The organism is Comamonas sp. CAH-2, from assembly GCF_009668305.1.
GTDB classification, from domain to species: Bacteria; Pseudomonadota; Gammaproteobacteria; order Burkholderiales; family Burkholderiaceae_C; genus Comamonas; species Comamonas aquatica.
This window is the reverse complement of sequence record NZ_VSWF01000001.1, coordinates 46,455-67,986: the sequence shown is the minus strand read 5'-3', so window position 1 is coordinate 67,986 and position 21,532 is coordinate 46,455. Positions and strand designations below refer to the sequence as shown.

General features: G+C 58.1%; 25 protein-coding genes and 1 other RNA gene. 1 reads left to right on the top strand and 25 read right to left on the bottom strand.

The window, feature by feature from the left end; translation table 11 throughout:
• Positions 1–9: 9 nt before the first annotated feature.
• The 19 genes from FYM52_RS00355 to FYM52_RS00265 all read right to left on the bottom strand — a co-directional run bounded on the left by FYM52_RS00355 (position 10) and on the right by FYM52_RS00265 (position 14,727).
• A complete protein-coding gene (locus FYM52_RS00355; RefSeq protein ID WP_154162634.1) occupies positions 10–429 on the bottom strand; it encodes a hypothetical protein in 420 nt (139 codons plus the stop codon).
• A gap of 83 nt (positions 430–512) precedes the next feature.
• The gene (locus FYM52_RS00350) at positions 513–914 is read right to left on the bottom strand and encodes a hypothetical protein (RefSeq protein WP_154162633.1); all 402 of its coding nucleotides are present in this window, start codon (positions 912–914) and stop codon (positions 513–515) included.
• 72 nt (positions 915–986) lie between these two features.
• Complete coding sequence (locus FYM52_RS00345; protein WP_154162632.1) at positions 987–2,093, bottom strand: N4-gp56 family major capsid protein; 1,107 nt, start codon at positions 2,091–2,093, stop codon at positions 987–989.
• Between the two features lie 271 nt (positions 2,094–2,364).
• Complete coding sequence (locus tag FYM52_RS00340) at positions 2,365–3,306, bottom strand: hypothetical protein (RefSeq protein WP_154162631.1); 942 nt, start codon at positions 3,304–3,306, stop codon at positions 2,365–2,367.
• Between the two features lie 42 nt (positions 3,307–3,348).
• On the bottom strand, positions 3,349–3,540 hold the full coding sequence (locus tag FYM52_RS00335; protein WP_154162630.1) for a hypothetical protein: 192 nt from the start codon (positions 3,538–3,540) through the stop codon (positions 3,349–3,351).
• A gap of 10 nt (positions 3,541–3,550) precedes the next feature.
• Positions 3,551–5,602 (bottom strand): genomic island protein, encoded by a 2,052-nt coding sequence (locus tag FYM52_RS00330; RefSeq protein ID WP_238826056.1) that lies wholly within the window; start codon positions 5,600–5,602, stop codon positions 3,551–3,553.
• Positions 5,603–5,682: 80 nt separating this feature from the next.
• Positions 5,683–7,233 (bottom strand): terminase, encoded by a 1,551-nt coding sequence (locus tag FYM52_RS00325; protein ID WP_238826055.1) that lies wholly within the window; start codon positions 7,231–7,233, stop codon positions 5,683–5,685.
• A gap of 15 nt (positions 7,234–7,248) precedes the next feature.
• On the bottom strand, positions 7,249–8,022 hold the full coding sequence (locus FYM52_RS00320; RefSeq protein WP_154162628.1) for a hypothetical protein: 774 nt from the start codon (positions 8,020–8,022) through the stop codon (positions 7,249–7,251).
• 25 nt (positions 8,023–8,047) lie between these two features.
• Complete coding sequence (locus FYM52_RS00315) at positions 8,048–8,737, bottom strand: hypothetical protein (RefSeq protein WP_154162627.1); 690 nt, start codon at positions 8,735–8,737, stop codon at positions 8,048–8,050.
• A 61-nt stretch (positions 8,738–8,798) separates the two neighbouring features.
• Complete coding sequence (locus FYM52_RS00310; RefSeq protein ID WP_154162626.1) at positions 8,799–9,521, bottom strand: hypothetical protein; 723 nt, start codon at positions 9,519–9,521, stop codon at positions 8,799–8,801.
• Positions 9,522–9,565: 44 nt separating this feature from the next.
• The gene (locus FYM52_RS00305; protein ID WP_202981124.1) at positions 9,566–10,252 is read right to left on the bottom strand and encodes a phage antirepressor KilAC domain-containing protein; all 687 of its coding nucleotides are present in this window, start codon (positions 10,250–10,252) and stop codon (positions 9,566–9,568) included.
• 274 nt (positions 10,253–10,526) lie between these two features.
• Positions 10,527–11,894 carry a DnaB-like helicase C-terminal domain-containing protein gene (locus FYM52_RS00300; protein ID WP_154162624.1) on the bottom strand — a complete coding sequence of 456 codons (1,368 nt, stop codon included), beginning with the start codon at positions 11,892–11,894 and terminating at the stop codon, positions 10,527–10,529.
• Positions 11,891–12,991 carry a GIY-YIG nuclease family protein gene (locus FYM52_RS00295; RefSeq protein WP_154162623.1) on the bottom strand — a complete coding sequence of 367 codons (1,101 nt, stop codon included), beginning with the start codon at positions 12,989–12,991 and terminating at the stop codon, positions 11,891–11,893. The genes FYM52_RS00300 and FYM52_RS00295 overlap by 4 nt, the downstream gene beginning before the upstream one ends.
• A 9-nt stretch (positions 12,992–13,000) precedes the next feature.
• A complete protein-coding gene (locus FYM52_RS00290) occupies positions 13,001–13,408 on the bottom strand; it encodes a hypothetical protein (RefSeq protein ID WP_154162622.1) in 408 nt (135 codons plus the stop codon).
• Positions 13,405–13,692 (bottom strand): hypothetical protein, encoded by a 288-nt coding sequence (locus FYM52_RS00285; RefSeq protein WP_154162621.1) that lies wholly within the window; start codon positions 13,690–13,692, stop codon positions 13,405–13,407. Before FYM52_RS00285 ends, FYM52_RS00290 begins: the two co-directional genes overlap by 4 nt.
• A complete protein-coding gene (locus FYM52_RS00280; RefSeq protein WP_154162620.1) occupies positions 13,689–13,937 on the bottom strand; it encodes a hypothetical protein in 249 nt (82 codons plus the stop codon). The genes FYM52_RS00285 and FYM52_RS00280 overlap by 4 nt, the downstream gene beginning before the upstream one ends.
• Positions 13,938–13,946: 9 nt before the next feature.
• Entirely contained in the window at positions 13,947–14,201 is a 255-nt protein-coding gene (locus tag FYM52_RS00275; RefSeq protein WP_154162619.1) for a hypothetical protein, read from the bottom strand.
• Between the two features lie 9 nt (positions 14,202–14,210).
• Positions 14,211–14,465 (bottom strand): AlpA family transcriptional regulator, encoded by a 255-nt coding sequence (locus tag FYM52_RS00270; RefSeq protein WP_154162618.1) that lies wholly within the window; start codon positions 14,463–14,465, stop codon positions 14,211–14,213.
• A 76-nt stretch (positions 14,466–14,541) separates the two neighbouring features.
• On the bottom strand, positions 14,542–14,727 hold the full coding sequence (locus tag FYM52_RS00265; protein ID WP_154162617.1) for a hypothetical protein: 186 nt from the start codon (positions 14,725–14,727) through the stop codon (positions 14,542–14,544).
• Positions 14,728–14,816: 89 nt separating this feature from the next.
• Here FYM52_RS00265 and FYM52_RS00260 point away from each other — a divergent pair, with 89 nt between their 5' ends.
• Positions 14,817–15,287, top strand: a complete 471-nt coding sequence (locus FYM52_RS00260; protein ID WP_154162616.1) for a helix-turn-helix domain-containing protein — start codon at positions 14,817–14,819, stop codon at positions 15,285–15,287.
• Positions 15,288–15,772: 485 nt separating this feature from the next.
• Here FYM52_RS00260 and FYM52_RS00255 read toward each other — a convergent pair whose 3' ends face one another.
• The 6 genes from FYM52_RS00255 to ompA all read right to left on the bottom strand — a co-directional run bounded on the left by FYM52_RS00255 (position 15,773) and on the right by ompA (position 21,488).
• The gene (locus FYM52_RS00255; RefSeq protein WP_154162615.1) at positions 15,773–17,263 is read right to left on the bottom strand and encodes a GIY-YIG nuclease family protein; all 1,491 of its coding nucleotides are present in this window, start codon (positions 17,261–17,263) and stop codon (positions 15,773–15,775) included.
• A 312-nt stretch (positions 17,264–17,575) separates the two neighbouring features.
• Positions 17,576–18,817, bottom strand: a complete 1,242-nt coding sequence (locus FYM52_RS00250; protein WP_154162614.1) for an integrase arm-type DNA-binding domain-containing protein — start codon at positions 18,815–18,817, stop codon at positions 17,576–17,578.
• A 177-nt stretch (positions 18,818–18,994) separates the two neighbouring features.
• Positions 18,995–19,373, bottom strand: a transfer-messenger RNA (tmRNA) gene (gene ssrA, locus FYM52_RS00245).
• 12 nt (positions 19,374–19,385) lie between these two features.
• Positions 19,386–20,060 (bottom strand): phosphoglycolate phosphatase, encoded by a 675-nt coding sequence (gph, locus tag FYM52_RS00240; protein ID WP_154162613.1) that lies wholly within the window; start codon positions 20,058–20,060, stop codon positions 19,386–19,388.
• Positions 20,057–20,770, bottom strand: coding sequence for a bifunctional 2-polyprenyl-6-hydroxyphenol methylase/3-demethylubiquinol 3-O-methyltransferase UbiG (ubiG, locus tag FYM52_RS00235; protein ID WP_043386814.1), 714 nt, complete (start codon positions 20,768–20,770; stop codon positions 20,057–20,059). Before ubiG ends, gph begins: the two co-directional genes overlap by 4 nt.
• Before the next feature lie 79 nt (positions 20,771–20,849).
• Positions 20,850–21,488, bottom strand: a complete 639-nt coding sequence (gene ompA, locus FYM52_RS00230; protein ID WP_154162612.1) for an outer membrane protein OmpA — start codon at positions 21,486–21,488, stop codon at positions 20,850–20,852.
• Positions 21,489–21,532: the final 44 nt, after the last annotated feature.

Genomic DNA, 21,532 nt, shown 5'->3' with positions numbered 1-21,532 from the left:
CCCTTGGGCTTAGACGGCTGCGCTGACTTCTGCCCAGGCAGCATCAACCTCAGCGCGGGTCACCGCAAAGCCCACCAGTGCCTTCACACGCGCCAATTGCGGTTTGCCGCCTTCGGTGAAATCTGCCTCATTGGCACCATCCAGCATGCCGTTCAGGGCTTGTGCGATCTTGGCAGCGCGCAGCAACGACAGCTCTTCAGCGACTGGTCCAGCGGTCGCTTGGGTTGTCAGCCCTTCTTCCTGCGCTGCGGCGGCTTGAACAACCGGGGCAGACTGCTCACCATCCTGAGCCTCAACAGCGCCGCGGGCCACGGCCTCAGCGACGTACATATCGGGCACTTCCACCGGTTCTTGGGTCACCACAAAGGTGTGGCCACTGGTCAAAGCAATAGGAATCACGCGCTGAAAAGGAGAAAAGAGTTTCTTCATGGTTGGCTCCCAAAGAAAAGGCCCGGCACATTGAAAGCGCCGGGCACAAAAGGCGCTAAAGCAACGCCATCCACTACACAGGATCAGCCCAGCGATGCGGTCGCGCGGCCTTCGGTGAGGTACTGGACCGTAATGCGCACTTCACCCTTGGTGGCTGCAGCGCCAGCTTGGGCAAGCAGTGCCTGTAGGGATTCGATGCCAACGTGCTTGTGGCCGGTCAAGGTCAGCGCGGTGCGGCCTGCGGTTTTCAGGTCCACCGCCGCTGCGGTGTAGCGGTCATCATCTGCTTTGTCGCCCAGCTTGAGCGTGGCCGTGGTGGCACTATTCCAAGGCTCCACCACGGTGATGTCGCCTCCGGTGACGATGGCACCACCAGGCACGTCGATGGCGGGCTCTGCAGTGCCGTAGGCGGTCACGTCAGAGTGCTTGATGGTCAGGATTGCGACTTGCGGCTCCTGGCGGGCTGCGATCTTTTTGATGGCCATGATCTTTGTCCTTCGAGAATGGTTGCAGGAAGGACGGAGCCCCAAGGCCCCGCCCTTAAGCGGGAGCCCTGGTTAAGCCAGGTAGTGGTCACAGGTGAGGATGGCGTGGTCTTCCACGGCACCGGTCACTGCCGACTCGAACTGAGGCTTCAGCAGGCCCAGGAACTTGTCCACGTTGATGCCATGGCGCTTGCCGTAGTTGAACGACTTCTCGTTCCAGTCGGGCAGGCCCAGGTCCAGCATGGCCAGCGCTTGAGCGCCGCACAGCATGGTGCGTGTGCCGTTGACGTTGCCGCCCGCACCCCACTTGGCGCCGGCTGCTGCGCCCTTGGTGTTGAACACATCGCTGTGCTCATGGATCACGGCGCCGTCCATGGTGACGGTAGCGCCTGTGAACCAGGGCGAGTTCTGGCCATCACGCGACGCCAAGGCCACCAGCGCGTCCTTGTAGTCAGGGTCTTTCTTGAGCGCGCCCAGCGTGCCAGGAGCCACCAGAACCACGTAGTAGTCCTTGCCGCCACTGCGCAGGGCGCGAATGCGCTGCTCCTTGGCGCGGGTCACCAAGTCCACAATCATGTTGTACTTGGGCACAAACGCATTCGTGATGTTGGCGGTGCTGGAGTAGTCCAGGCCAGCGCCGGTCCACATCAGGCCACGCTCAGACGTAGGCGCCTTCACATCGGTCGCAAATTCCAGCACAGGGAATTGCGAATTGCTGCTGCGCTTGGCGCCATTCGTCTTGTACTCATAGCTGATGCCCGCGGCGGTGAGCATGGCCAGCTCATCAATGCGCTGGCTCAGCCACTCGGCCAGACTGTTCTTGCCGGTGCTGCGGAAATTGATCGTAGAGCGCTGGTCGGACAGCTTGCCCTTGTTGATCACAGCGTGCGAGATCATGTCCAGCTTGATTTCCTGGACGTGCGCTTGCATCGCTTCTTCGTTGCCTTCGCTCTCGTTGTCACCGACAACACCGTCTTCTTGCAGGTCACCGACCAGCTGGATGATGGCTTTGTCGCCCTTGGAGGTCTTGGTCAGTTCCTTGACCACCTGGATCATCGAGCCCTGGTCCGTGCCCATGAAACGGTTCACGAAAGAGTTGTGTTTTGCGGTGAGCCACAGATCCTTGGCCCACACTTTGACTTGAGCCTCGCTCAGCTTTCCAAATTCGGTGTACGACATGGCAATGCCTTTTGCAGTAGTTGGTACTTGTGTCCGGGCATGCGCAGCCCTAAAGGCGGAGACATGGCAATGAGGCAGCCAAGCGGCCAAGCCGTTTTGCGTCGGGCTATAAAGACGGTGGCGACTTAACGCCTCACCACGTGGCTGATTCGCTAGAGTTAAGAAAGGTGGCCAGTTTCAGCGAGCGTGCTGGCCTCCTGCGAGTGAACTGAAGTTTCCACCCCACCCCCAGGTTTTCACAACCTTAGGGGGGTAGGCTCAAGAGCTGGCATCAGCCACCACGCATGCGCGCCTTGTCTTCCTCGCTCAGCTTCATGAAGTCTTCATCGCTGATGGTGTTGATGTCATACATCGCCGTACCCATGGCGCGATTGCCAAACCCGCCTTGCATCGATGGTGCTTGGGCAGCCGCAGCCTGTGCCCCGCGCTTGACCGAGTTGGCGGCGCGTGGGTCAACAGCAGGAGGTGGCCCACTGTTTGCAGGCGCGTACCGCGGCAGAATCTCATTTGCCACGTCTTGAAATGCCTTCTCGAACGGCTCGCCACGATGCACACGCACCTCCACCAAGTCCGCCAGGATGTCCTGAACCTTCATGCCTTCTTCAGTGTTCAGCCATGGGTTTGCACTCAGGAATGAATCCACAAAGTCACTGCTGGCCTGTGCCGCTTGACGCTGTGCCTGCTCGTTCTTGATGCGCAGCACGGCCTGCTCTTCAATATGCTGGTTGATCTGGCGGCGAATACTGACAGCCTCCTTGGTGTTGCCATCCATCATGGCAGCCGTGTACTTCTCTTCCAGGGCATCCAGCGCTTCGCTGGGAATGCTCTTGCTGCGCGCGGCTTGTAACTCTGCCTGGGCCGCTTCCAGCGCGGCTTCTGCCTGTTTGCGGCGCTCATTAACCTCTTGGAAGCGCGGCATTGGCACGCTGCCCACGTGTGGCTTTGCTTCATCACCAGCGCCTTCGTCGGCGGCTGAAGCCGCGATTGCCTTGAGCGCCTCCAAGTTCACATCAACAGCTGGTGTAACTGCTGTCTGCGGTGCCTCAGTCTGAGGCCCTGGACCATCGCCACGATCCAGTCCTTCAATCGATGCAAAGTCATCGTCGTTTTGCAGCTCATCAGCCATCGTCTGGCCATCACCGGACAAATCTTGGCCTTCAGCCAACTGGTTCATGAGACGGCGGTTCAGCAGGTTGCGAATAAATGCGGGCATGTTGTTCTCCTGTGGTCGGTGGATTGCCTGGCTACGTTGTGCTTAGGAATTGGCAGAGAGTTGTTGCAGGGCTTCCAGCTCCTTGACCTTCTCTTTGGCCATGGCCACGGCGGCCTTAAAGCGCTTGGCGTCCTTGCGAATTTCTTCGGCGCGCGCCAAGGTGCGCATGTCATCCTCGGCTTGCCATTTGTCGTGGTCGCCAGAGGTAGCAATCAGGTTTTTGTCTTTGGCCATGTCGTTCTCCTTAGGGTTGCACGCCATCTGCATCAGGGGTTCTGATGCCGCGATTCATGCCAACGCTGGGGTTGGCGGGGGTTAAAGGGTTGGTGTTGGTGGGCACGTTGGCAGGCACGCTGAGGGCTGCATTCGCATCCACCTCAGGCACGATGGGCGCGGCATCGTGGTCTTTGAAATTCGCAGAGCGCAGCAGGCCATCTGCCAAACCAGACACAGCGGGATTGGCAGCAATCACTTGGCCGGTCTGCACGGCGCTGTACTGCGTCTCCACTTGCTTGTTGGTAGCCTCTGCATCGATCTTTCGCGTCTGGGCTTCAGTACGGTCAGCTTCCTTGGCTGTGCGGTTGGCCTGCGCTTGCAACAAAGCGGCGCGTGCAGCATCCACGGGGTTCGACTCCTGCGGTACAGGCTGCAGGCCCTGCAGGATCTCGTGCTTGTCCTGGAGGTTGGAGTAGCGCACCACCATGGCGTCCGAGATGCGGATGCCGGCCTTGCGCATCTCCAGAGCCTGGTTGAACTGACTGTTCTGGAACGTGACCTGCATGGGCTGCTCAGTGATCACCACGTCATAGGTGCCCACCGTCACATCGTTGAAATAGCCACCAGTCGCACCGTCGTACTGGTTGATCTCCACCGTCTCCACCTCTTGCTTGCCGGTGTAAGGGTTGGTTTCCGTGATCCGAAAAATGCGGTGGGCATCGTAGAAGGTCTGGATCAAGGCCAAGATACGGCGCGCCAGCAGCCTGCGGGTGTATGCCAGGTTGTCCAGCGGCACGGCCAGCTGCTGCTGCCCTGCAAACTGCCGGCTTTGGATAGCCACGCCTGCCACCTCTGGTCCTGCAGAACCACGCAGCACATCGGGCACCGTCGCATCCCTGATGGCCTTGTCAGCGCGATCGATCAGGCGATCCACACCTGTTGGCACTTCGTTGGGTTTGATCTTCTGGGGAGGCTTCGCCCCCTTCTTCACCTCAATATGCAAGCCAGTCGTGGCACCGCGTTGCTCCAACTCTCCCGAATCCATATTGGTAATGGAGTTCTCTTCGGTGATCCAGCCGCTGTTGGCCGAAGTGTTGAGGATGTGCACGAACTGGCTCACGGCCTTGTTCAGCGCCTCCTGAGGGCCAATCGCATCATCGACCATGCCCACCGTCAGGCCACGGCGGAAGTACGCGAAGTACGGCACCACCGTGAAATCATCGTAGGGGCTTGTTGCATCGTGCAGCACGCTGGTGCAAGTGCTGACCACCCACTCAATGCGGTGCTGCATGCGCTTGGTTTCCACAGCCCCCTTAGCCAGTGCGTCTGCCAGCGACTCCGCAGAGAGCTGATCGACGGGGCGCACATCGCCCGTATCAGGAAACACCACGCACTTCGTGAGCTTGTAGACACGAATCTGCCGGTCAATCACCCGAAAGCGGTGCGGCCCTTCGGCTTGACTGCTGAATGCCTCAGCCACACCAGCAACGCCGCCTGCACCGAATTTGTTGCGCTCTGGGCCATCATCACCAGCATCGCCAAAGTCATAGCCAGCATCACCGCTCTCGTCAGCGATCTTGCGAGCCTTCTTGCCGTAGCGGTTTTCGATTTCATCCAGGGTGAGCCAGCGCGAGATCGTCACATCAGACCAGCCCTTGGGGTCGTAGGTCTTGGCATCCGGGTCGGGCATGACATCCAGCGGGTCCAGCGTATCGACTTGAATCTCACCATGAATGTTCTGGTCGAAGTTCATCCGCACGTCGAAGTAGCCGCGCTGCTGAATCAGCCCATCGCTGAACACCTGCGTTTCTTTCCAGTGCAGGCCACACTGGTCGGCCACCTGCATAGCCACCTTGGACAAGATCGTGGCCGTGGCCAGGTCAGCCTCACCACCGCGGGGCTTGAAAGCGATGTCCATCCGGTTCTGGATCTGGTAGCCAATGGCGGTATTGACCGCTCCCTTGATTTCGTTGAACTCCAGGGCTGGGCGCTTTTGCCCCTCCACAAAGGCGCGATCTTCGGCGCGCCACTGTCGGCCCCCACCCAAATACATCTGTTCGCAGCGGTCGGCCTGCTTCATGTAGTCGATATGGCCACGGTTCTTGCCGTACTGCCAGCGGTCCCAATTGGCACGTGCTTTTGGATTGCTCATGGATTGCCTCACGCAGTCATGTAGTTGCCACCACCGCTGTGCTTTTTCAGGCGGTCGCGCCAGCTTTTTGGAGCGCGCTCTGCCTTAGGTGCGGGGATGTCGGAGATAAAGGTCATGGCCACTGCGTCCCCTTTGTCTGGGGAGCGGCCAAGCGCTTCGCGGATTTCGTCCTTGCTGCGCATCTGAATGGCTGACTTGCTGCCCATGGTCACCACCTTGTAGCGAACGGCGGTCAGGTCACCCAGCAGCTCTTGGTCTGGTGGCAGCGCGATGGGCTCAGGCACGGTGGGGTCCAGTGCTTCACGCAGCCGCCAATACATCTCGGCGCGCTTGTTCCGAAAGCGCAGCTGGCCAGCCTTGTCCATCAGCCCAGAGCCCTCAGAGCCCACCACGGGTAGGACATTGAGGTTCAGGCCCACCAGGAAGTCCAAGGCGCTGGATCCAATGCCGATCGCATCCACACAGATGCAGGCACCGTCACGGACGTGCGGCACAACGAACGCAGCAGCCGTGGGGCCGTCCTTGGTCACCAACCCGGGCGCGGTCACCAGCTCGTCAAACCACTGGCCATGGCGGCGCGCTATCGAAGACTTGTCTTGGCCACCACGGGAAGGATCGAAGCCCAGCGCGGTCATCGTGCCCTTGGCCTCTTTCTTCTCCCAGCGCGCCTGTGCGGCCTTGACCCAATCCGTGGGGATCAACTGCCATGCGGGATCGACAGAACCCGCATTGAAGTCGCCACGCAGCATCTGTGAGCGCAAGGGCTCTGGAAGCGCCTGCAGCTTCTGCTTGTAGCCCGTGGCCATCAGGAAGTAGTTGTCGTCGACACTGGATGGAATGAAGGTGCGGCTCATGGGTTTGACCGGTTCACCATTCACCAGCACGTCCTCTGGACCACTGACTTCCTCATCCTCGCCCTTGTCGTTGGTGATGTACCAACGCAGCTCACCAGGCTTGGCTGGATTGGGGTGCATCGGATCAAGCCACGCAGCCCAAAAGCGCTTGACCCACTCGCCTTCTGGGTCTGTAGGGGGGTTACCGGCGCACACCACGCGCTGACGCACAGAGGGGTCATCAGAACGCAGCCAGCCGATCAGGTTGCGAAATTGCGTCTCTGTGAAGTGAGGAATCTCGTCAAACAGCTTGGCATCGTGGGGGCGGCCTTGGTACTTGATCCAATCCCCAGGATCCTTGCAATGCCCCAGCTCAAGCACGCGCTTGGACGGCAAACGCCAAATGCCGGTCTGTCCGTTGTAGCCGTCACGTGAGCCCAGAATCTTGGTCATGCGCTCTTCAATGCCGGTCAATTGCACCGACTGGCGCCGAAAGAGAATGCTGTGACGCTGCTTTGTCAGGGCCAAGCCCAGTAGCAGGTCAGTCTTGCCACCGCCGGCAGAACCGCCGTAGTAAACGATGTCAGCCAGCGAGTCATAAGCAGCGCGCTGCGGGCCTTCTTGCGGCACCCAGATAGGCGCGTCAGCCAGCAGCACAGCGTCCAGCGCCTTTTTGGCCTCTGGAGTCATGCCTTTGAGGGCTTGAATGACCTTGTTGATGTCCAACTCTGCAGCCACGGCTTACCCCTGAACGCCAGACACCAGCGATGCAATCAGATCCGGCGTGCTCTTGAGGGCGTTGAGCACCCGCACAGCGCGCTCTGCCTCTGTCAGCTCACGCTCTTGGACTTGCACGGGAGGCAGGTCATCAGCACCGCCAACGGCCAGCTTGTCGCCAAAGCGCTTGGGGGATAGCTTGGATGCGTACCACTTGCGTTGATCGGCCTTGGCTTTGTTGTGCGCCAACTCCAGCGGCGTCTTGACTGGCTGGTCAACGATCTCCATCGCTTCTTCTGCCAAAGAGACGCCACGGGCCTCGCACGCGCGCGCGTATTGCTTGTGGAAAAATTCCTTCTCGTCATCTGCCAGCCACCGAAGGACAGTGCTCATATCCGGCATGCCCTCCATGGAGCACACCTTGCGAAGGCTCTTGCCACCTGCAATCTCCAGGCAAATGTGGGTACCCAACTCTGGGGTGTAGCTGCTCTTGCGGCCACGCTTTCCGGTTTGCACTTGGTTTCCAGCTGGCTCAGCTTTACAGGCGTCTTGGCTTCCCACTTCACGGTTGAAACCGGTTTGCACCTCTTCAGTGGCTACTGGGATTTGCTGGGCGCCACACACTGCTGTCCGCACCCACTTGTCTCTGGCGGCACGCTTGGCGATAGCTGGTCCGCTCACGCCGTGATCTTTCGCAATTTGGCGAACGGAAATGGCTGTGGTCTTGTAGAGCGTCTCAATAGCGCCCCAGTCCGCGTTGGAGCGCTGCGCCCGGGTCTTGATGGGTTCTTGTGTCATGGTCTCGTCCCTCATGTCCTGGCGCTTAGGAGCGATAAGAGCCTTCAATCAAACGGTCAGCGAGCACTGCCAAGCGATCACCAAGGCCCTTGGTTGCGGGATCCACGGTGACACCCAATTGCTCACCAATTTGTTCTTGAAAGGCAGTGGTCCTGCGCAGCAGCAACATGCAGGTGGTCAGCTCACTGGCCAAGACGTTGAAGTCGTGCGTTGTTTGCAGGTTGCTGAGAAAGGCTGCGTCGCCCATCAGCATGCTTCCCAGCATGCGGCGCTCCTTGGGCGTCAGATCAATGCACAGCTCCCCCAGCTCCAGCTTGGAAGTGCCGTCAGGCAGCAAGGTATGAGAGATGGATCGTGATTCCCGATAGGTCGCTACCGGTGCATAAACGCCTGCCACCAATCGACGCAGGACTCCCTCATTGACCAGCGTATTGAGGTGGTCATCCACGACGTGTTGCGTCAAGCCCGTGATGGTCTGCATGCGCTGCCTGGAAATCGCCGCTTCCGATTCATGCAACGAGGCAATCGCCTCCAGAATCCGGGTACGGTTACTCTTGCTGGCGATGGCCCCATCCAGCTTCTTCTTGGCGGTAGCCGCCTTGTTCTCCGCCCTCTTGAGCTGCCTGCGCGCTGTCTCCGTGATGCTGCTGATGCGCAGCCCATCAGCGAAAGCTGCGGTGCCGGCAGCACCTTCTTGCGTTGCACACTGGTTCATCCTTCACTCCAACTGCTTGCGATGGGTGAAGTTTTCTGTTTTCGCTAGGTTTGCGCCAACCTTAGAGGGGGGGACTGGTTTCCGGGCCACCTGACTTTCGCATTTGCGCCAAGATCAAGTCGTCCACGCACAGGTGCTCGTAACTTTGCTCAATCTGCTTGGCCGCCTTTTCGAGGATCTTTCGTGCTCTCGACGATTTGCTCAAGGACTCCCGCGCAAACTGGGCAAACTCAAGCACCTCCCGCGGCCAAAGGTTCGACGCTTTAGCGCCCCCATGTCTCCACAGCAGTGGACGTGGCAGGATCTCTCGATAGTGCTTGTGACTGAGCGAATTGCGCTTCACCCCCATAACACGGGCGATGTCCTGCGTTGTGCACAGCATGCCCTGGATCGCCGCATACTTCCCCGTCGCACGCCTGCCGACCCAGTTTTCCCGCTCTTCAGGCAACGTGGAAATTCTGACCAATGAGCCAAACCCCAGGGCCGCATGTTTCTCAGTGAGCAATTTACGCCTCGCCATGTAAATTCTGAGATCCTCGACCCGGGCATAAAGCTTGCCGTCACGCCGCTCCACAGTGATGCACTTGGGCGGCTTGTAGGCCCAAAGGCGCCTAGCGGTTTCCTGGGCGATGGGCACATACTCATGAACCTGCCGCATCGGCAGCCACTCGATGTCCAGGCCATCCAGGCTTTTGAGACCCGCCATTCGCTCAAGCTCGCGGGGGCTGAAGTTAAAAAGGCCGGCAACGTACACGCCTTGGCTTGTCTGTTGAACGCTATTCATTTTTTTGCTGACTGCAAGCGTTGGCAAAATCCACACACAGACCGTCAAGCTGCCAGCGCCTTCATCTGCTTGGCTGCATGGTGCTTGGCAATCTCTGCAGCCAGCCAATGGACCCCCTTGGGGGTGAACTTGGGCTGCACATAGCCATAGCCGCTATCCGACACACCGGTCTTCACTTCAAAGCGGCCGGCCTGAATATGCTGCTGGTAAGGCGTGAGTTTGCCGGCCAAGCGGTACATGACCTGGTGCAGCTCCAAGAACTCGGCCAACCACTTCTCATTGAGGCACAGCGTCTTGCAGACCTGGCGGAAACCCAAGGCCCCGCTGCTGGCCTGCACATATCGCTCGACGAACTCCACCTTCGGCGCAGCTTCGGCAAGGGCCTGCTCCTTCTTCTGGACTTCAATGGCCAGAGCCGCGGCTTTTTCTTCAGATGCAAGGTGTGCACGCAGGGCATCAAGGTAGGTGGCAGGCAAGGCTGGGGCCTGCTGTGCTTCCAGCTCTTGCCAGCGGTCCACGATGCGGGCTGTGAACTCGGGCGAGAGCTGGGCCACCACCACCAAACTGTCACGCTTCTCAAGTTGGTAGACGCTTACGGTCTGACCTAGGTGGTTTGGAACATCCACCAATGGTGGAAGTTGAATCACACCACGCTCGGCCAAGCGTTCAATGGTGCGCTTCACACTGTCATGGCGTGATTCGACCAGCTCGCCAATCTCGGCGCTGGTCATGGTCAGGGGCGCACTGCCCGCTACAGTGAGTTGGTTCATGTTGACCTCGCTAGGTTTTCGCTATGAGGTCAATTCTTGGTTTGCACCCTGAAATGTGGAAACCTTAGGGGGGCGGGTAGCTTTTACACGCAGAGGCCCAGCGCTCGATTGCTTCTAAACAAACGGCCCAAGCCGATCTGGCTACTTGGCTTGGCAAGCAGTCCTCCACCAGGCGTCACCATCATGATGATGGCCTGGATCTCCATGATTGTTTTGCGATCCTTTTTTTATAGCTCTAAAAGTCATCAGCCAGTCGCTTGGTCGTCACGCCCTGCGTGTTACTGCGCAGTGACTCGGTGGATTCTGTCCAGCGCTGGTACGCCCCCTCGAAGTGCAGAGGTACATCACCGGTTTCTCCGTCACGGTTCTTCAGGATCGCGCAGCCCTTGAGATCGCCACATTCCCCCTTGCGGTGAGTCCACAGAGCCAAGATCACGTCGGCGTCTTCCTCGATCGCACCACACTCCTTCAAGTCGGACATGACGGGTCGCGGGTTTGTACGAGATTCAATGGATCGGTTGAGCTGGGAAAGCAGCACGATGGTGATCCCCATCTGCTTGGCCAGCTGCTTCATGCCTCGTGTGATTTCTTCCAGTTCCACACGGCGCTCGCGGTCACGGCTTCGAGGGGGCTCCTTCATGAGCTGCAGGTAGTCGACCACCAGAGTTTTGATGCCGAAGCGGCGCACCAGCTTGCGGGCCTGACTATTCACATCCCCAAGACTCATGCGATGCTTTTCCAGAAGGTGCAGGGGCAACCCACGCATGCGCTCCACAGCATCGGTGACCAGCTCCCAGTCGCCGTGATCCAGGCGTCCGGTCTTTAGCGCACCCAGCGGCACACGGCCCAGGTTCGCGGTCGTTCGGTTGGTCAACTCCTCGTTGCTCATCTCCATGCCGAAAAAAGCCGAAGGGATGCCATCCAGTGCATGCGTCAGAGCGAACTGCTGGGCCAGGCTGGATTTACCCACCGAAGGCCGGGCGGCCACGATCACCAACTGCCCATCGCGGAAACCGCCTGACAGCTTGTGGTCAAGCATAGGAATGCGAGTGGGCCGGCCTGGCTGCAGCTTTCCATCTGCCATCGCCTGCAGACGATCCAGCAGCCCGGCGGCATAGCGCTCGATCGGCGCGGCCTCCACGGTGTTGCGGACCTGAATCACCCCCTCCAACGACAGCACAGCTTTGGAAATACGCTGCTCCAGCGACAGAGACTCATCGCGGGCCAACTCTCGCACTTCATCGGCCACAGCTTCCAGGTGCCGCTGCTGGGCATGGGCAGCCACCATCTCAGCGTGCTGCTGGATGCCTCGCTTGGGGTAGTACCCGGCGCAGGTCAGGCTGTGTACGTACTCCCAGTCCACCTCAAAGCCGCGCATCTGGTCCATCAGCGTCGGCACGTCGACGTGCTTGCCAGCCAGCACCAGCTTTTCGGCCTGCGCCCACAATTGGCGATGCAGCGGGTCGTAGAAGCACTCGCCGTCCACCAGCGTACTGGCCAGGTCGTAGGCGTCTGCACCCAGCATCAGCACGGCGCCGATCAGCGAAGCTTCAGCCTCGTGGGAGTAGCTGGTTTGCTCGACAGGAAAGTCAGCCGGGTTCATGCCTCGCCACCTGCCTTGTCTTCTCGCGCAGCCTCGATGGCACGCTTGGCCTGCAGACCTTCGCTCGACCACTTGGCCTCTCCCTCTGCCTCCGTGAACCAGAGCCTGTACCAACGCGACTTGACCGAGTTGGCAAAGGTGGCCGGCCAGTCGATGTAGCGCTTGGCTTTGCGTGCGCCAATCGTGTGGTCGTCCTTGAAGCACAGCCACGCCACCTGGGCCATTTCGTCGGTGATCCCGCTGTCGACCATGAACTTGCGGATGAAATGGTCATCAGGAATCGGCTTCTCACCTCGAGCCTTGCAGTCATCCAGGTAGGTCTTCAGGGTGATGGTCCGGTCTTGTTTCTTTCCGCCCGAGACAGAGCGCGAGCCTTCGCGCGTTTCTTTCTCTTCTTTATCTTTATCTTTATCTTTATCTTTATCTTTCGTAGTTGCTACGATTTCTACGGTAGTTGTGTGATCTTCTACGGGTAGTGAAGAAACAAACGCAACCGCTTCATCCAAAGTCTGGATGGATCCATCTTTTGTCTTTGAAATCAATTGACTAAGTGCCGATGTGCACTTAAACCACTCGCCGCGCTGATGGCTCAGTGACAACGCGTCATGCAAGGCTTTTTCGCTTCTTGCGTCAGTTTTCAGTGCTCCAAGTAGCTCGTACTGACCTGCAGATCCTGTTTGCAAATCGCGCACTCGAGACCATGGATTTCTACTGGTACCTACTTTGATTGCGTAGTTACTACGGTCGTAAACGTAGTAAACGTAGTTGGAGCCTCTTGGGTTTGCAGATTCAGACCCACCCTCTTCCTTCAACGGCTGACGCCGCTCCCAGCCTGTCAAACGATTGCCATCAACTACGCGGCCTTGCATAGCCGAAATCACGGCTTCTACCACCTCTTCATCTTCATTGAGGGCGCTGGCGATGTCTTCAGCCAGGATTGAAAAAGTCCCCCTTGATTCGTTCTGAGAAGCTGATACAAGCAACTGAACCCAAACAGCTTGAACAACGCTGATGGATTGCTTTGAGTGACGCGCAATCGTTCGCCACTTGGGGTCTGTTGGCATGTCATGCCAAAGTCGTAACCACTGATTAGCCATGCCTTCCCCCTAATCCAGCAGAGACAAAGGCCTGCCAGCATCTGGCGGCAGCAAACCACACGCCTGCGCCTGCAGCCGGAAGTTCTCCACCAACTCTGGATCAGCACTCTGCATCATCTTGTCGACCAGGTGGGCGTACTCAAGCCAGGTCAGCGCCCCTGGGCCATACACGTCGATGACACGTTTTGCAGCCTGGCTGGCCTCGACGAAGTCCACCGTGCGCAACATGTTCCCCAGCTTTTTTGCATGCTCGGGCGGGGCGTACTTGGCCGCCGTGCGCACCAGCTCAGCATGCTCCGGCAAGAAGATTGCCTCAGAGCCTCGACCCAAGATGATGCGCACGATCTTCTCCTGAGCCTCGACGAATTCGGGGTGCCAAGGACTTGGGTGGCTTGGTGTCTTGATCTTGTTGCTCATGCTTCTGCCACCTCAAACTGCTTCATGCGTCCAAAGATTGCCTTGTGCATGTGCTCCGCGGTCACCTGCGTTTCCTTGTCGAGATAGGACATCACCTGTGAGTTCAACGTGGCAATACGCACGCCATAGCAGCGCAGCAACGCCTCTGCGGCCACGTCCCCATCTGCTGCGGCTTCGTCAGCCATGCGCGTGACGGCCTGGGCCAGCTCGCTAATGTCCCAAGTGCATTGCAGTGCAAGCATGTGGCGTTCGTCTGCGGGGCAGGCTTTTGGTTTCTTGCTCATGCTTGCACTCCCTCCAGCGCTGCCATCTCTGTCACGGCCTTGGTGGCCTCGGTCACAAGGTCGCTGATAGTCCAAAAAACACGGTCTTGGTAGTCGCCCCCCATAGAGCGAAAGGCTTCCCCAGGCTCTCCAAACGTCATGGCCAAAAGGGCTTGCGCCTTAAGAAGCGGGCACTGGATGTTGTCGATGGCATCAACCAGGGAAAGCTCCGCCTGAGCCACTGGCTGAGCGGCTTTGTTCTTCATGTTCACGATTTAGTTCTCCGCAGGGACCAGGATGTTGGATTGGCTGGCGTGGCGACCTTGGTGGTGCCACAGCTCTGGCGGCGTGGTGGCCAGCCAGCGGCGCACAATCTCGCGCCCTACGTGCTCGGCAAGGTCACAGGCCTGCGCATCACCAAATGGTGCTGGATTCGCTTGGGCGATGTGCCAAAGCTGGGCCAGGTAGGCGTCCGTGTAATGAGGCAGCTTGTCGGCCTCAATCTGGAATGTGATGGATGTTGTCGTCATCGCCACCCCTCACTGCTTGGCTTGGGCATCACGCCATGCCATCAGTTCTTGCACATCAAAAACGGTGCAACTGCTGGACAACTTGCGTGCTTTCGGGAAGTCCTCGCGCTCTTTGGCCCAGCGCCAGAATGTGGAGACCCCCACACCGAGAAGACTTGCTGCAGCCTTGGGGCGAGCAGACTGGAACGTATTGACTACAGGAGCACGGCTAGCCTGTTGCGAAACGCTGGTGCTTGCTACGGCGGGTGCTTTAGAATCAGTCATGTCGATTCCTTGTTTGGTTGCTTGGTTTTTGACACTCGAAGCCCTGCCGGTTGCACCCGCCAGGGCTTCACTTTTTTCAGGCCTGCTTTTCATCTTTGGCCTCTTCTGCTTTGCGGCTTTGTTCCAGTCGCATCGTGATCTCTTTTGATAGAGACCGAAACCCGACCTTCGCTTGATCTCTTAGGTACTCCTCCAAGTCATTCGGCAGCTTTACGCTAACTGGCGGTTTGGGCTTTTTCGCATCAATGCAGCTCAAGGTCATAGAATCCTCTTAGTTCAAACAGTACCAAACCGGTACAAGATCGATCTTAGTACTTTTGGTACTTTTTGCAAGTACCTTTTAGGAACCATATGAACGAATCAGCATCAACCATTGGGGATCGGATCACACAGGCACGCATGGCACGTGGCTGGTCGCAGACTGATCTTGGGCGTGCATGTGACATGGCGCCAACACAAGTCAGTCGCTACGAATCAGGTAGAGCAGCCCCAAGACGTCAAACCATTCTCAAAATAGCTCAAGCCCTCGCGGTTGAGTATCAATGGCTAACCTCTGGTGTTGGAGCTATGGATCAATATGGCCCAGGCGCGGGCCATCCAGGTATGAAGCTATGGATTGATGGGGATTTAGCTTTACGGATTCAGACCTATGCCGCACACGCTGGGCTGACGATAGAAGAAGCATTTATAAAAATGCTGGATTTCACGCTTTCTGGCTACGAACCTGCGGGAAATATTGCTGTTTCCCCCGAGCATCAGCATGGGTCTGCTGCAGACAAGATGCGCTACGCAACGCTGTCTAAAAAAGTCAAAGTCCTTTAGCCTTATTTACGACAGCCTTTTTTCTACCTTGGTTGCCCAGGTGCTACGGAAAAACTGACAACAGATGGCTTCTCTAGATGGTGTCCGTCTCCCGGAGTAGAGAGCCTCCCAAAAACCACCTCCATAGCTCCGTCTCCCGGAGCAGTAGAAGGGCCGCCTGCTCCGTCTCCCGGAGCTATCAGCGGCCTTCCTACTCCGTCAGGCGGAGTAAGGTCTCTAATTTTTCAGCCACCCTCTGAGCCCCCAGACTTCGCTTGAGTGGCCAAGCGTGCAAGGGCAGCAAACGGCCAGGAGCAGTCCTCCGAAGCATTGCCACAAGCGACGGCTTCAGGCTGAACGGAGTCATTCGCCGCAAGCAGTCACTGCGAATGTCGAGTTCGTTAACCGACATTCAACCTCGCGCGGCATTTGGACCCAGACCGCCTTGAACTGAAACGCATCCCGGTGGGCGGTCCGCTGATTCGCACGGCCTAGACTGCGAGAACTCAGAAGGCACCCGTGTTGAAGCGGTACTTGGCCTGGTCTTCCGTGATGCCTCGCGTTTCGGCGATATAGAGAATCGCCTGTCGCTTCGACCGGAACTCACGGCCATCGACCACTATCGGGTGTTGGGAGTGCTTGTAAGAAGTGGCGGCCAGGGGCGCGGCTATGGCTTGCTCAACAGACATGCCCTGCTGGTTGATACGGTTCTTCAGTGTGCTCACGCCGATGCCATGTGTTCTGGCTACAGCAGTCAACGAGGGGTAGCTGACCCCGTTAACTGTGATCTCCTTGCCATGCACCCTCTCGATCTTGGTTTGGGTGTTGACCCATTCGAAGTTGCCGGGACCCCAGGGCTCATTAGGTCGCTTCCGGATCAACTCCATGTCGGCCGGCACAGGTGATACATCGGCCTTGAAGCTGTCATAGTTGCCGACCCATTCGGCTACGACAGCGTTAGCGTGACGTTTTTGCATCGATTTCCAGCGTCGGAATAGGTCAGAACCGGCTTCTGGATGCCAGCTACGTTGCCGTACCTTGTCTGCCTCCGGGAGGGGCAGGCCTTTCTGGAGCCGGGTGCGAACGACATGCTTCGCCATACCGAGGCGCGCACTCAGCACATCGGCTGCTTCCTCGATGGACCGAAACGTCTCGTCTCCATACTGGACGATCTTGCCGCCCGGACTTCCTAGACCACCGGGCTTGGCTGTATTGAGACCCTGAGGCCCTAGCGCACCCAGACGCTCAACCCAGAAGGCTTCACGGGCTGGCAGCAAGAGGGGGTCCATGATGCCAGTTTCGAGGGCATCAATATCGAATCCCGCGGCTCCGTCCTCGCGGATCGCTATATGGAGCTTCGATGTCGACCCCTCAGTTGCTCTGCGCACATGAAAGGCCCAACGCTGTTCGACAGAAGTCACTGTAAGGCCGACATACACGGCGCCGGTTTTGCGGCGTATGACGCGATAGATCGAACCGGACCGGTGACTGGCGAAGGCCGTAGGAACTGAGAGCGCGTCGTCAAGGTTCCAGCCGGCCTTCAGCCGAGACCAAACCAGCGCGCGGTCTTCGTATCTGCTCAGCGTGTGCAGCAATGCCGCAACGCTGTGAAAGTGCTTACCTGACTGCTCGGGATACTCGTCGCCGTCATAGACGAAGCCCTTGCGACGACCACCGCCGTAAAAGCTCCGCCAGGTTGCCGCTGGCAGGGTCAAAGCATGCGAGAGGGTGTCGCCAGAGAGTTGGTTGCCTTTGGCCAGTGCACGCACACGCTGCCAGAAGTTTCGATAGTCCACCACCGCTTCTGTAAAATGAGTCGAGTAGTAGGCTTGTATGTTGGTCGACTGCCCATCAATTTCGACCAGAGTGCGGCGTGCTCCGTACTTACGCCTGAACTCATCTGCAGTGAGCCAGAGGGCTTCGTCTATGTTTTCCGAGGAAAGCGCGCCGGCCTTGACAAGGCGCAGAAATCGGGCGCTGAACGTAGCGAGTGACACTGCGGGCGCACGCTCTGTAGACCAATAGATGCTGGCCGGGCCCGCATGGTCCTTGCCCCCATACCTGACGACATCAGGTGCCTTCGAATTGCTTGATCGCCGCCCAGAAACCATCATCCCCCCAAGGTTGCGTTCTATAACGCTACGTCATGGTACAGAGAACGGGCAATGACTGCTTCCCGCCATGCAACGCGATCTAGGGGTTCAATCGCGAATGGCCGCAACCGCTGCGAACCAGACAGTAGTCTTGGAAACCTGACCGACTCTTCTGGGTCGCTAGCTGCCATCTGCCCCCCTGCGTCATGCAGCCACTCATGCCTGCTTGAACTGAATGATCTCTGCGCCATTCTTGATCTGGTCAAGGTAATTGGCCCAAATGCTCATCAGCTGCCTGCGCTGCTCCATATAGTCCGCTCGGTCGTAGGCCGCGCCCAGTGGGCCAGACTTGCCGTGCGCTAACTGCGCTTCGATCACATCTGCCTGAATGCCTGGCAGCCGCTCAATCAAAAGCGTTCTGGCCATGGCTCTGAACCCGTGCGCGGTCATTTCATCGCTGGTGTAGCCAAGCCTTCTAAGTGCCGCCCCCACCGTCGCGTCACTCATGGGCCTCTCACCGGTGCGTGCGCTGGGGAAAACGTACCGGCCATGGCCAGTGAGGGCGTGAATTTCTTTCAGGACTTCAATCGCCTGGGGAGCCAGCGGCACAAAGTGCGGCCGGCCGTTAATCTTCCCCTCAATCGTTCGCTTCATGCTGGCTGCAGGAATGGTCATCATTGCAGCCTCAAAGTCGATCCACGCCCACTCCATGGCCCTTATGTTGCCCGGCCGCTGAAACAGCAGAGCGGAGAGCAGCAAGGCAGCACGTGTCAAAGGCTGCCCTTGGTAACCGTCAATCGCGCGCATCAACGCGCCTGCAGCCTTGGGATCCAGCACTGCCGCCATGTGCTTTACAACGACTGGCGCCAAAGCTCCGGACAAGTCTGGAACCGGGTTTGAGCTACATCGGCCCGTCTGGATGCCATAGCGAAAGACTTGCCCGGACTGCTCCTTGAGCTTGCTGGCAGTCTCCCTGGCCCCTCGGGACTCCACCTTGCGGAGCACGGTCAGCATCAGGGGCGCGGTGACATCGGGCAGCAGCATTTTGCCCACCGTCGGAAACACATCCTTTTCCATGCTGCGCATCCAGCGCATGGAGTGCCCAGGGCTCCAGCTATCTGCCTTGGTCGCGTGGAACTCCCTGGCCACCGCCTCGAAGGTATTGGCCGCGGCTTGGGTTGACTGCATCTTTTGGACGCGCTTTTGCACACTGGGATCAGCACCCAGGGCCAGCTGCTCCCTGGCCTCATCGCGCTTGCGCCGCGCGTTCGCCAGGCTCACTGCTGGATAGACACCCAAGGCCAGCGTCTTTTGCTTGCCACCAAACCGGTAAGCCAAGCGCCAATACTTGCCCGCCTCTTTGACATGCAAGTACAGGCCCTGTGCATCGCTGTGCTTGTCACCGGCAGGCCGGCCTGAGTGCTTGATCTGCTTAACGAAAGTGTCTGTGAGAGGCATACCAACTCCGGGTTGTTGGTACCTACCTTTGTTGGTACGTCACCTACCAACAAAAATACCAACAAAATGATGGGATGGAATGGTATCCAGCAAGACAACGCAGGACAAGAAAAAACCCGCTTCCTCTAGGAGAGAGCGGGTTTTTGAGGTGATGCGAGAGCATCAAAGATGGGTATATGGTGGAGCTGGCGGGAATTGAACCCGCGTCCGCAAGCCTTCGTCAGGCAGATCTACATGTTTAGTGTTCTGATTTTGAATCTCACCCTGTACGCCGCGCAGACACACGCTTCAAACAGGGCCAGCACCCTTGAATCTTGCCCAATACCAAGGTGCCCGGTACCAAGCCAGCTGATGTGAATTCCCTTGCAGCCGAGAGGTATTGCTACCCCTTTGCCCAGCCCATCAGCGTGCTGTTGCAAGGCTCACCGGATTTAAGCGGCGAGTGCGAAACGTTCGTCGTTTGCAGTTAGTTTTTTGAATGGAGATTTACGAGCATCACTCAAGCTCGACATGCACCACACTGATCCCGAACCCACGTCGAAACCAGGACAGCCCCATGAGCATTATTCTAATTCAATCCTAGAAAGCGTGTCAGCTCCAAGGGCGAGTCAATCACAGCATCCGGTTCCCAGGCTGCAACGGAGTCCACACCACCCAGGTAACCATATGAGGCCGCTACAGCCTTCATCCCAGCGGCACGGGCCGCGACCATATCGCGTTCATCATCACCCACATAGATGCATCGATCAGGATCAACGCCCAAGCGTTGAGCAGCTTCCAGCAAAGGGGCAGGATGCGGCTTTGAATGGGCCGTGGTATCGCCACAGATCACCGCACCAGAACTTGTCAGAACCGAGATGGAACGCGCGATGGGCAAAGCAAAGCGCTCTGCTTTATTGGTCACAATCCCCCAAGGCAATGCATTCGCCGTCAAATCCTGTAGCAGAGATTCCACCCCAGAGAATAGTTGGGAATGATGCCCCATACAGCGTTCGTAAGCCCTAAAGAACTCTTCCTTCAGCACATTGAAATCATCGGCTTCCGGCGTGATGCCCAAGGCAATCCGCAACATCCCGCGCGCACCGGTCCCTACGAAAGGACGATAGTGCGAATGTTCCAAAGGATGCAGGCCACGATCAATGCGCAGCTGATTGGCTGCGAAGCCAAGATCAGGGGCACTATCGAGCAACGTACCGTCCAGATCAAACAGTACCGCATCGACTTGATGCAACTTCGGACTCATACGTGGGAGCGGCGCGTGGCCAGCATGTAGTTCACACTGCAATCCTCGTTAAGCCAGTAGCGCCCCGTCAACGGGTTGTGCTGCAGACCTCTGGAATGCGTCACAGCAAGCCCGGCCTGACGGCAGAAACCAGCCATTTCACTGGGCTTCAAGAATTTCTCAAATTCATGCGTGCCCTTGGGCAACATATTCAGTACATATTCCGCCGCCACAATCGCCAAGCCATAGGATTTGAGATTGCGATTGATGGTGGAGAAAAACACCCAGCCACCCGGCTTGACCAGTTGAGCGCAGGCCTGCACCACCGATGCAGGATCTGGCACATGCTCCAGCATTTCCATACAGGTCACCACGTCGAAGCTGGCGGGACGCTCTGCCGCCAGAGCTTCAACGGGCACCTCACGGTACTGGATATTGGGAGTTCCCGTCTCCAAGGCATGGAGCTGCGCGACACGCAAGGACTTGGTCGCCAGATCAATCCCCGTCACATGGGCGCCTTTGCGCGCCATGGAATCCGCCAGAATACCGCCACCGCAGCCCACATCCAGCACCTGTTTGCCCTGGAGTGAGGCCAACTCATCAATCCATCCCAGGCGTAATGGATTGATCATGTGCAGCGGCTTGAACTCGCTCTCCATGTCCCACCAGTGGTGGGCGAGGCTCGAGAATTTTTCCAGCTCTGCTGGATCCACATTGATCGAATCGGTCATGGAAGTGATTGTGCTACGAGTTCAAGACAGAAATAAAAAAGCCCCGTGACCGGGGCTTTTTGACGCAATCTGCGAAAGATTACTTGCGGGTACCGACCACTTCGATTTCCACGCGACGGTTCTTCGCGCGGCCATCCTTGGTCTTGTTGTCGGCCACGGGCTGCTTTTCGCCCTTGCCTTCGGTGTACACGCGGCTCTTGTCGATACCCTTGGACTCCAGGTACGCCTTCACAGCTTGAGCACGGCGCTCAGACAGCTTTTGGTTGTAAGCGTCGGAACCCACGGAGTCGGTGTGACCGACAGCCACGATCACTTCCAGGTTGATGCCTTGCACCTTGGACACCAGATCGTCCAGCTTGGCCTTGCCTTCGGGCTTCAGCACAGCCTTGTCGAAGTCAAAGAAAGCGTCAGCAGCAAAAGTCACCTTCGAAGCCACAGCAGGAGCTGGAGCAGCAGCTGCAGCTGGAGCAGCAGCGGCTGGAGCAGGAGCGGCAGCCTTCACCAGAGCACCGTCGCAGCCTTCAGCGGCTGTAGCAGGCGTCCAGTTGGCATCGCGCCAGCACAGTTCGTTGGTGCCGTTCTTCCACACCAGTTCGCCGGTGCCGTTTTGCCAGTTGTCGATGGCCTTGCCGCCGTCGGCAGGCTTCACTTGAGCGCCAGCTGCAGTTGCCAGAGCGGCGGAAGCAAAAAGGATCGCTACTTTGTTCAGTTTCTTCATGGTTCTCCTCTTGGGGATTAAGCCGCAGCCGAGCTGCGAAATTC

Bases quoted from the DNA above. Each gene is read 5' to 3' on its own strand.
- FYM52_RS00340 (WP_154162631.1), bottom strand. From the start codon at position 3,306: ATGCCCGCATTTATTCGCAACCTGCTGAACCGCCGTCTCATGAACCAG.
- FYM52_RS00350 (WP_154162633.1), bottom strand. From the start codon at position 914: ATGGCCATCAAAAAGATCGCAGCCCGCCAGGAGCCGCAAGTCGCAATC.
- FYM52_RS00345 (WP_154162632.1), bottom strand. From the start codon at position 2,093: ATGTCGTACACCGAATTTGGAAAGCTGAGCGAGGCTCAAGTCAAAGTG.
- FYM52_RS00305 (WP_202981124.1), bottom strand. From the start codon at position 10,252: ATGACCAGCGCCGAGATTGGCGAGCTGGTCGAATCACGCCATGACAGT.
- FYM52_RS00320 (WP_154162628.1), bottom strand. From the start codon at position 8,022: ATGACACAAGAACCCATCAAGACCCGGGCGCAGCGCTCCAACGCGGAC.
- FYM52_RS00250 (WP_154162614.1), bottom strand. From the start codon at position 18,817: ATGCCTCTCACAGACACTTTCGTTAAGCAGATCAAGCACTCAGGCCGG.
- gph (WP_154162613.1), bottom strand. From the start codon at position 20,060: ATGAGTCCGAAGTTGCATCAAGTCGATGCGGTACTGTTTGATCTGGAC.
- FYM52_RS00295 (WP_154162623.1), bottom strand. From the start codon at position 12,991: ATGGCTAATCAGTGGTTACGACTTTGGCATGACATGCCAACAGACCCC.
- FYM52_RS00260 (WP_154162616.1), top strand. From the start codon at position 14,817: ATGAACGAATCAGCATCAACCATTGGGGATCGGATCACACAGGCACGC.
- ompA (WP_154162612.1), bottom strand. From the start codon at position 21,488: ATGAAGAAACTGAACAAAGTAGCGATCCTTTTTGCTTCCGCCGCTCTG.
- ubiG (WP_043386814.1), bottom strand. From the start codon at position 20,770: ATGACCGATTCGATCAATGTGGATCCAGCAGAGCTGGAAAAATTCTCG.
- FYM52_RS00315 (WP_154162627.1), bottom strand. From the start codon at position 8,737: ATGAACCAGTGTGCAACGCAAGAAGGTGCTGCCGGCACCGCAGCTTTC.
- FYM52_RS00355 (WP_154162634.1), bottom strand. From the start codon at position 429: ATGAAGAAACTCTTTTCTCCTTTTCAGCGCGTGATTCCTATTGCTTTG.
- FYM52_RS00330 (WP_238826056.1), bottom strand. From the start codon at position 5,602: ATGAAGCAGGCCGACCGCTGCGAACAGATGTATTTGGGTGGGGGCCGA.
- FYM52_RS00270 (WP_154162618.1), bottom strand. From the start codon at position 14,465: ATGACTGATTCTAAAGCACCCGCCGTAGCAAGCACCAGCGTTTCGCAA.
- FYM52_RS00285 (WP_154162621.1), bottom strand. From the start codon at position 13,692: ATGAGCAAGAAACCAAAAGCCTGCCCCGCAGACGAACGCCACATGCTT.
- FYM52_RS00335 (WP_154162630.1), bottom strand. From the start codon at position 3,540: ATGGCCAAAGACAAAAACCTGATTGCTACCTCTGGCGACCACGACAAA.
- FYM52_RS00265 (WP_154162617.1), bottom strand. From the start codon at position 14,727: ATGACCTTGAGCTGCATTGATGCGAAAAAGCCCAAACCGCCAGTTAGC.
- FYM52_RS00310 (WP_154162626.1), bottom strand. From the start codon at position 9,521: ATGAATAGCGTTCAACAGACAAGCCAAGGCGTGTACGTTGCCGGCCTT.
- FYM52_RS00275 (WP_154162619.1), bottom strand. From the start codon at position 14,201: ATGACGACAACATCCATCACATTCCAGATTGAGGCCGACAAGCTGCCT.
- FYM52_RS00300 (WP_154162624.1), bottom strand. From the start codon at position 11,894: ATGAACCCGGCTGACTTTCCTGTCGAGCAAACCAGCTACTCCCACGAG.
- FYM52_RS00290 (WP_154162622.1), bottom strand. From the start codon at position 13,408: ATGAGCAACAAGATCAAGACACCAAGCCACCCAAGTCCTTGGCACCCC.
- FYM52_RS00280 (WP_154162620.1), bottom strand. From the start codon at position 13,937: ATGAAGAACAAAGCCGCTCAGCCAGTGGCTCAGGCGGAGCTTTCCCTG.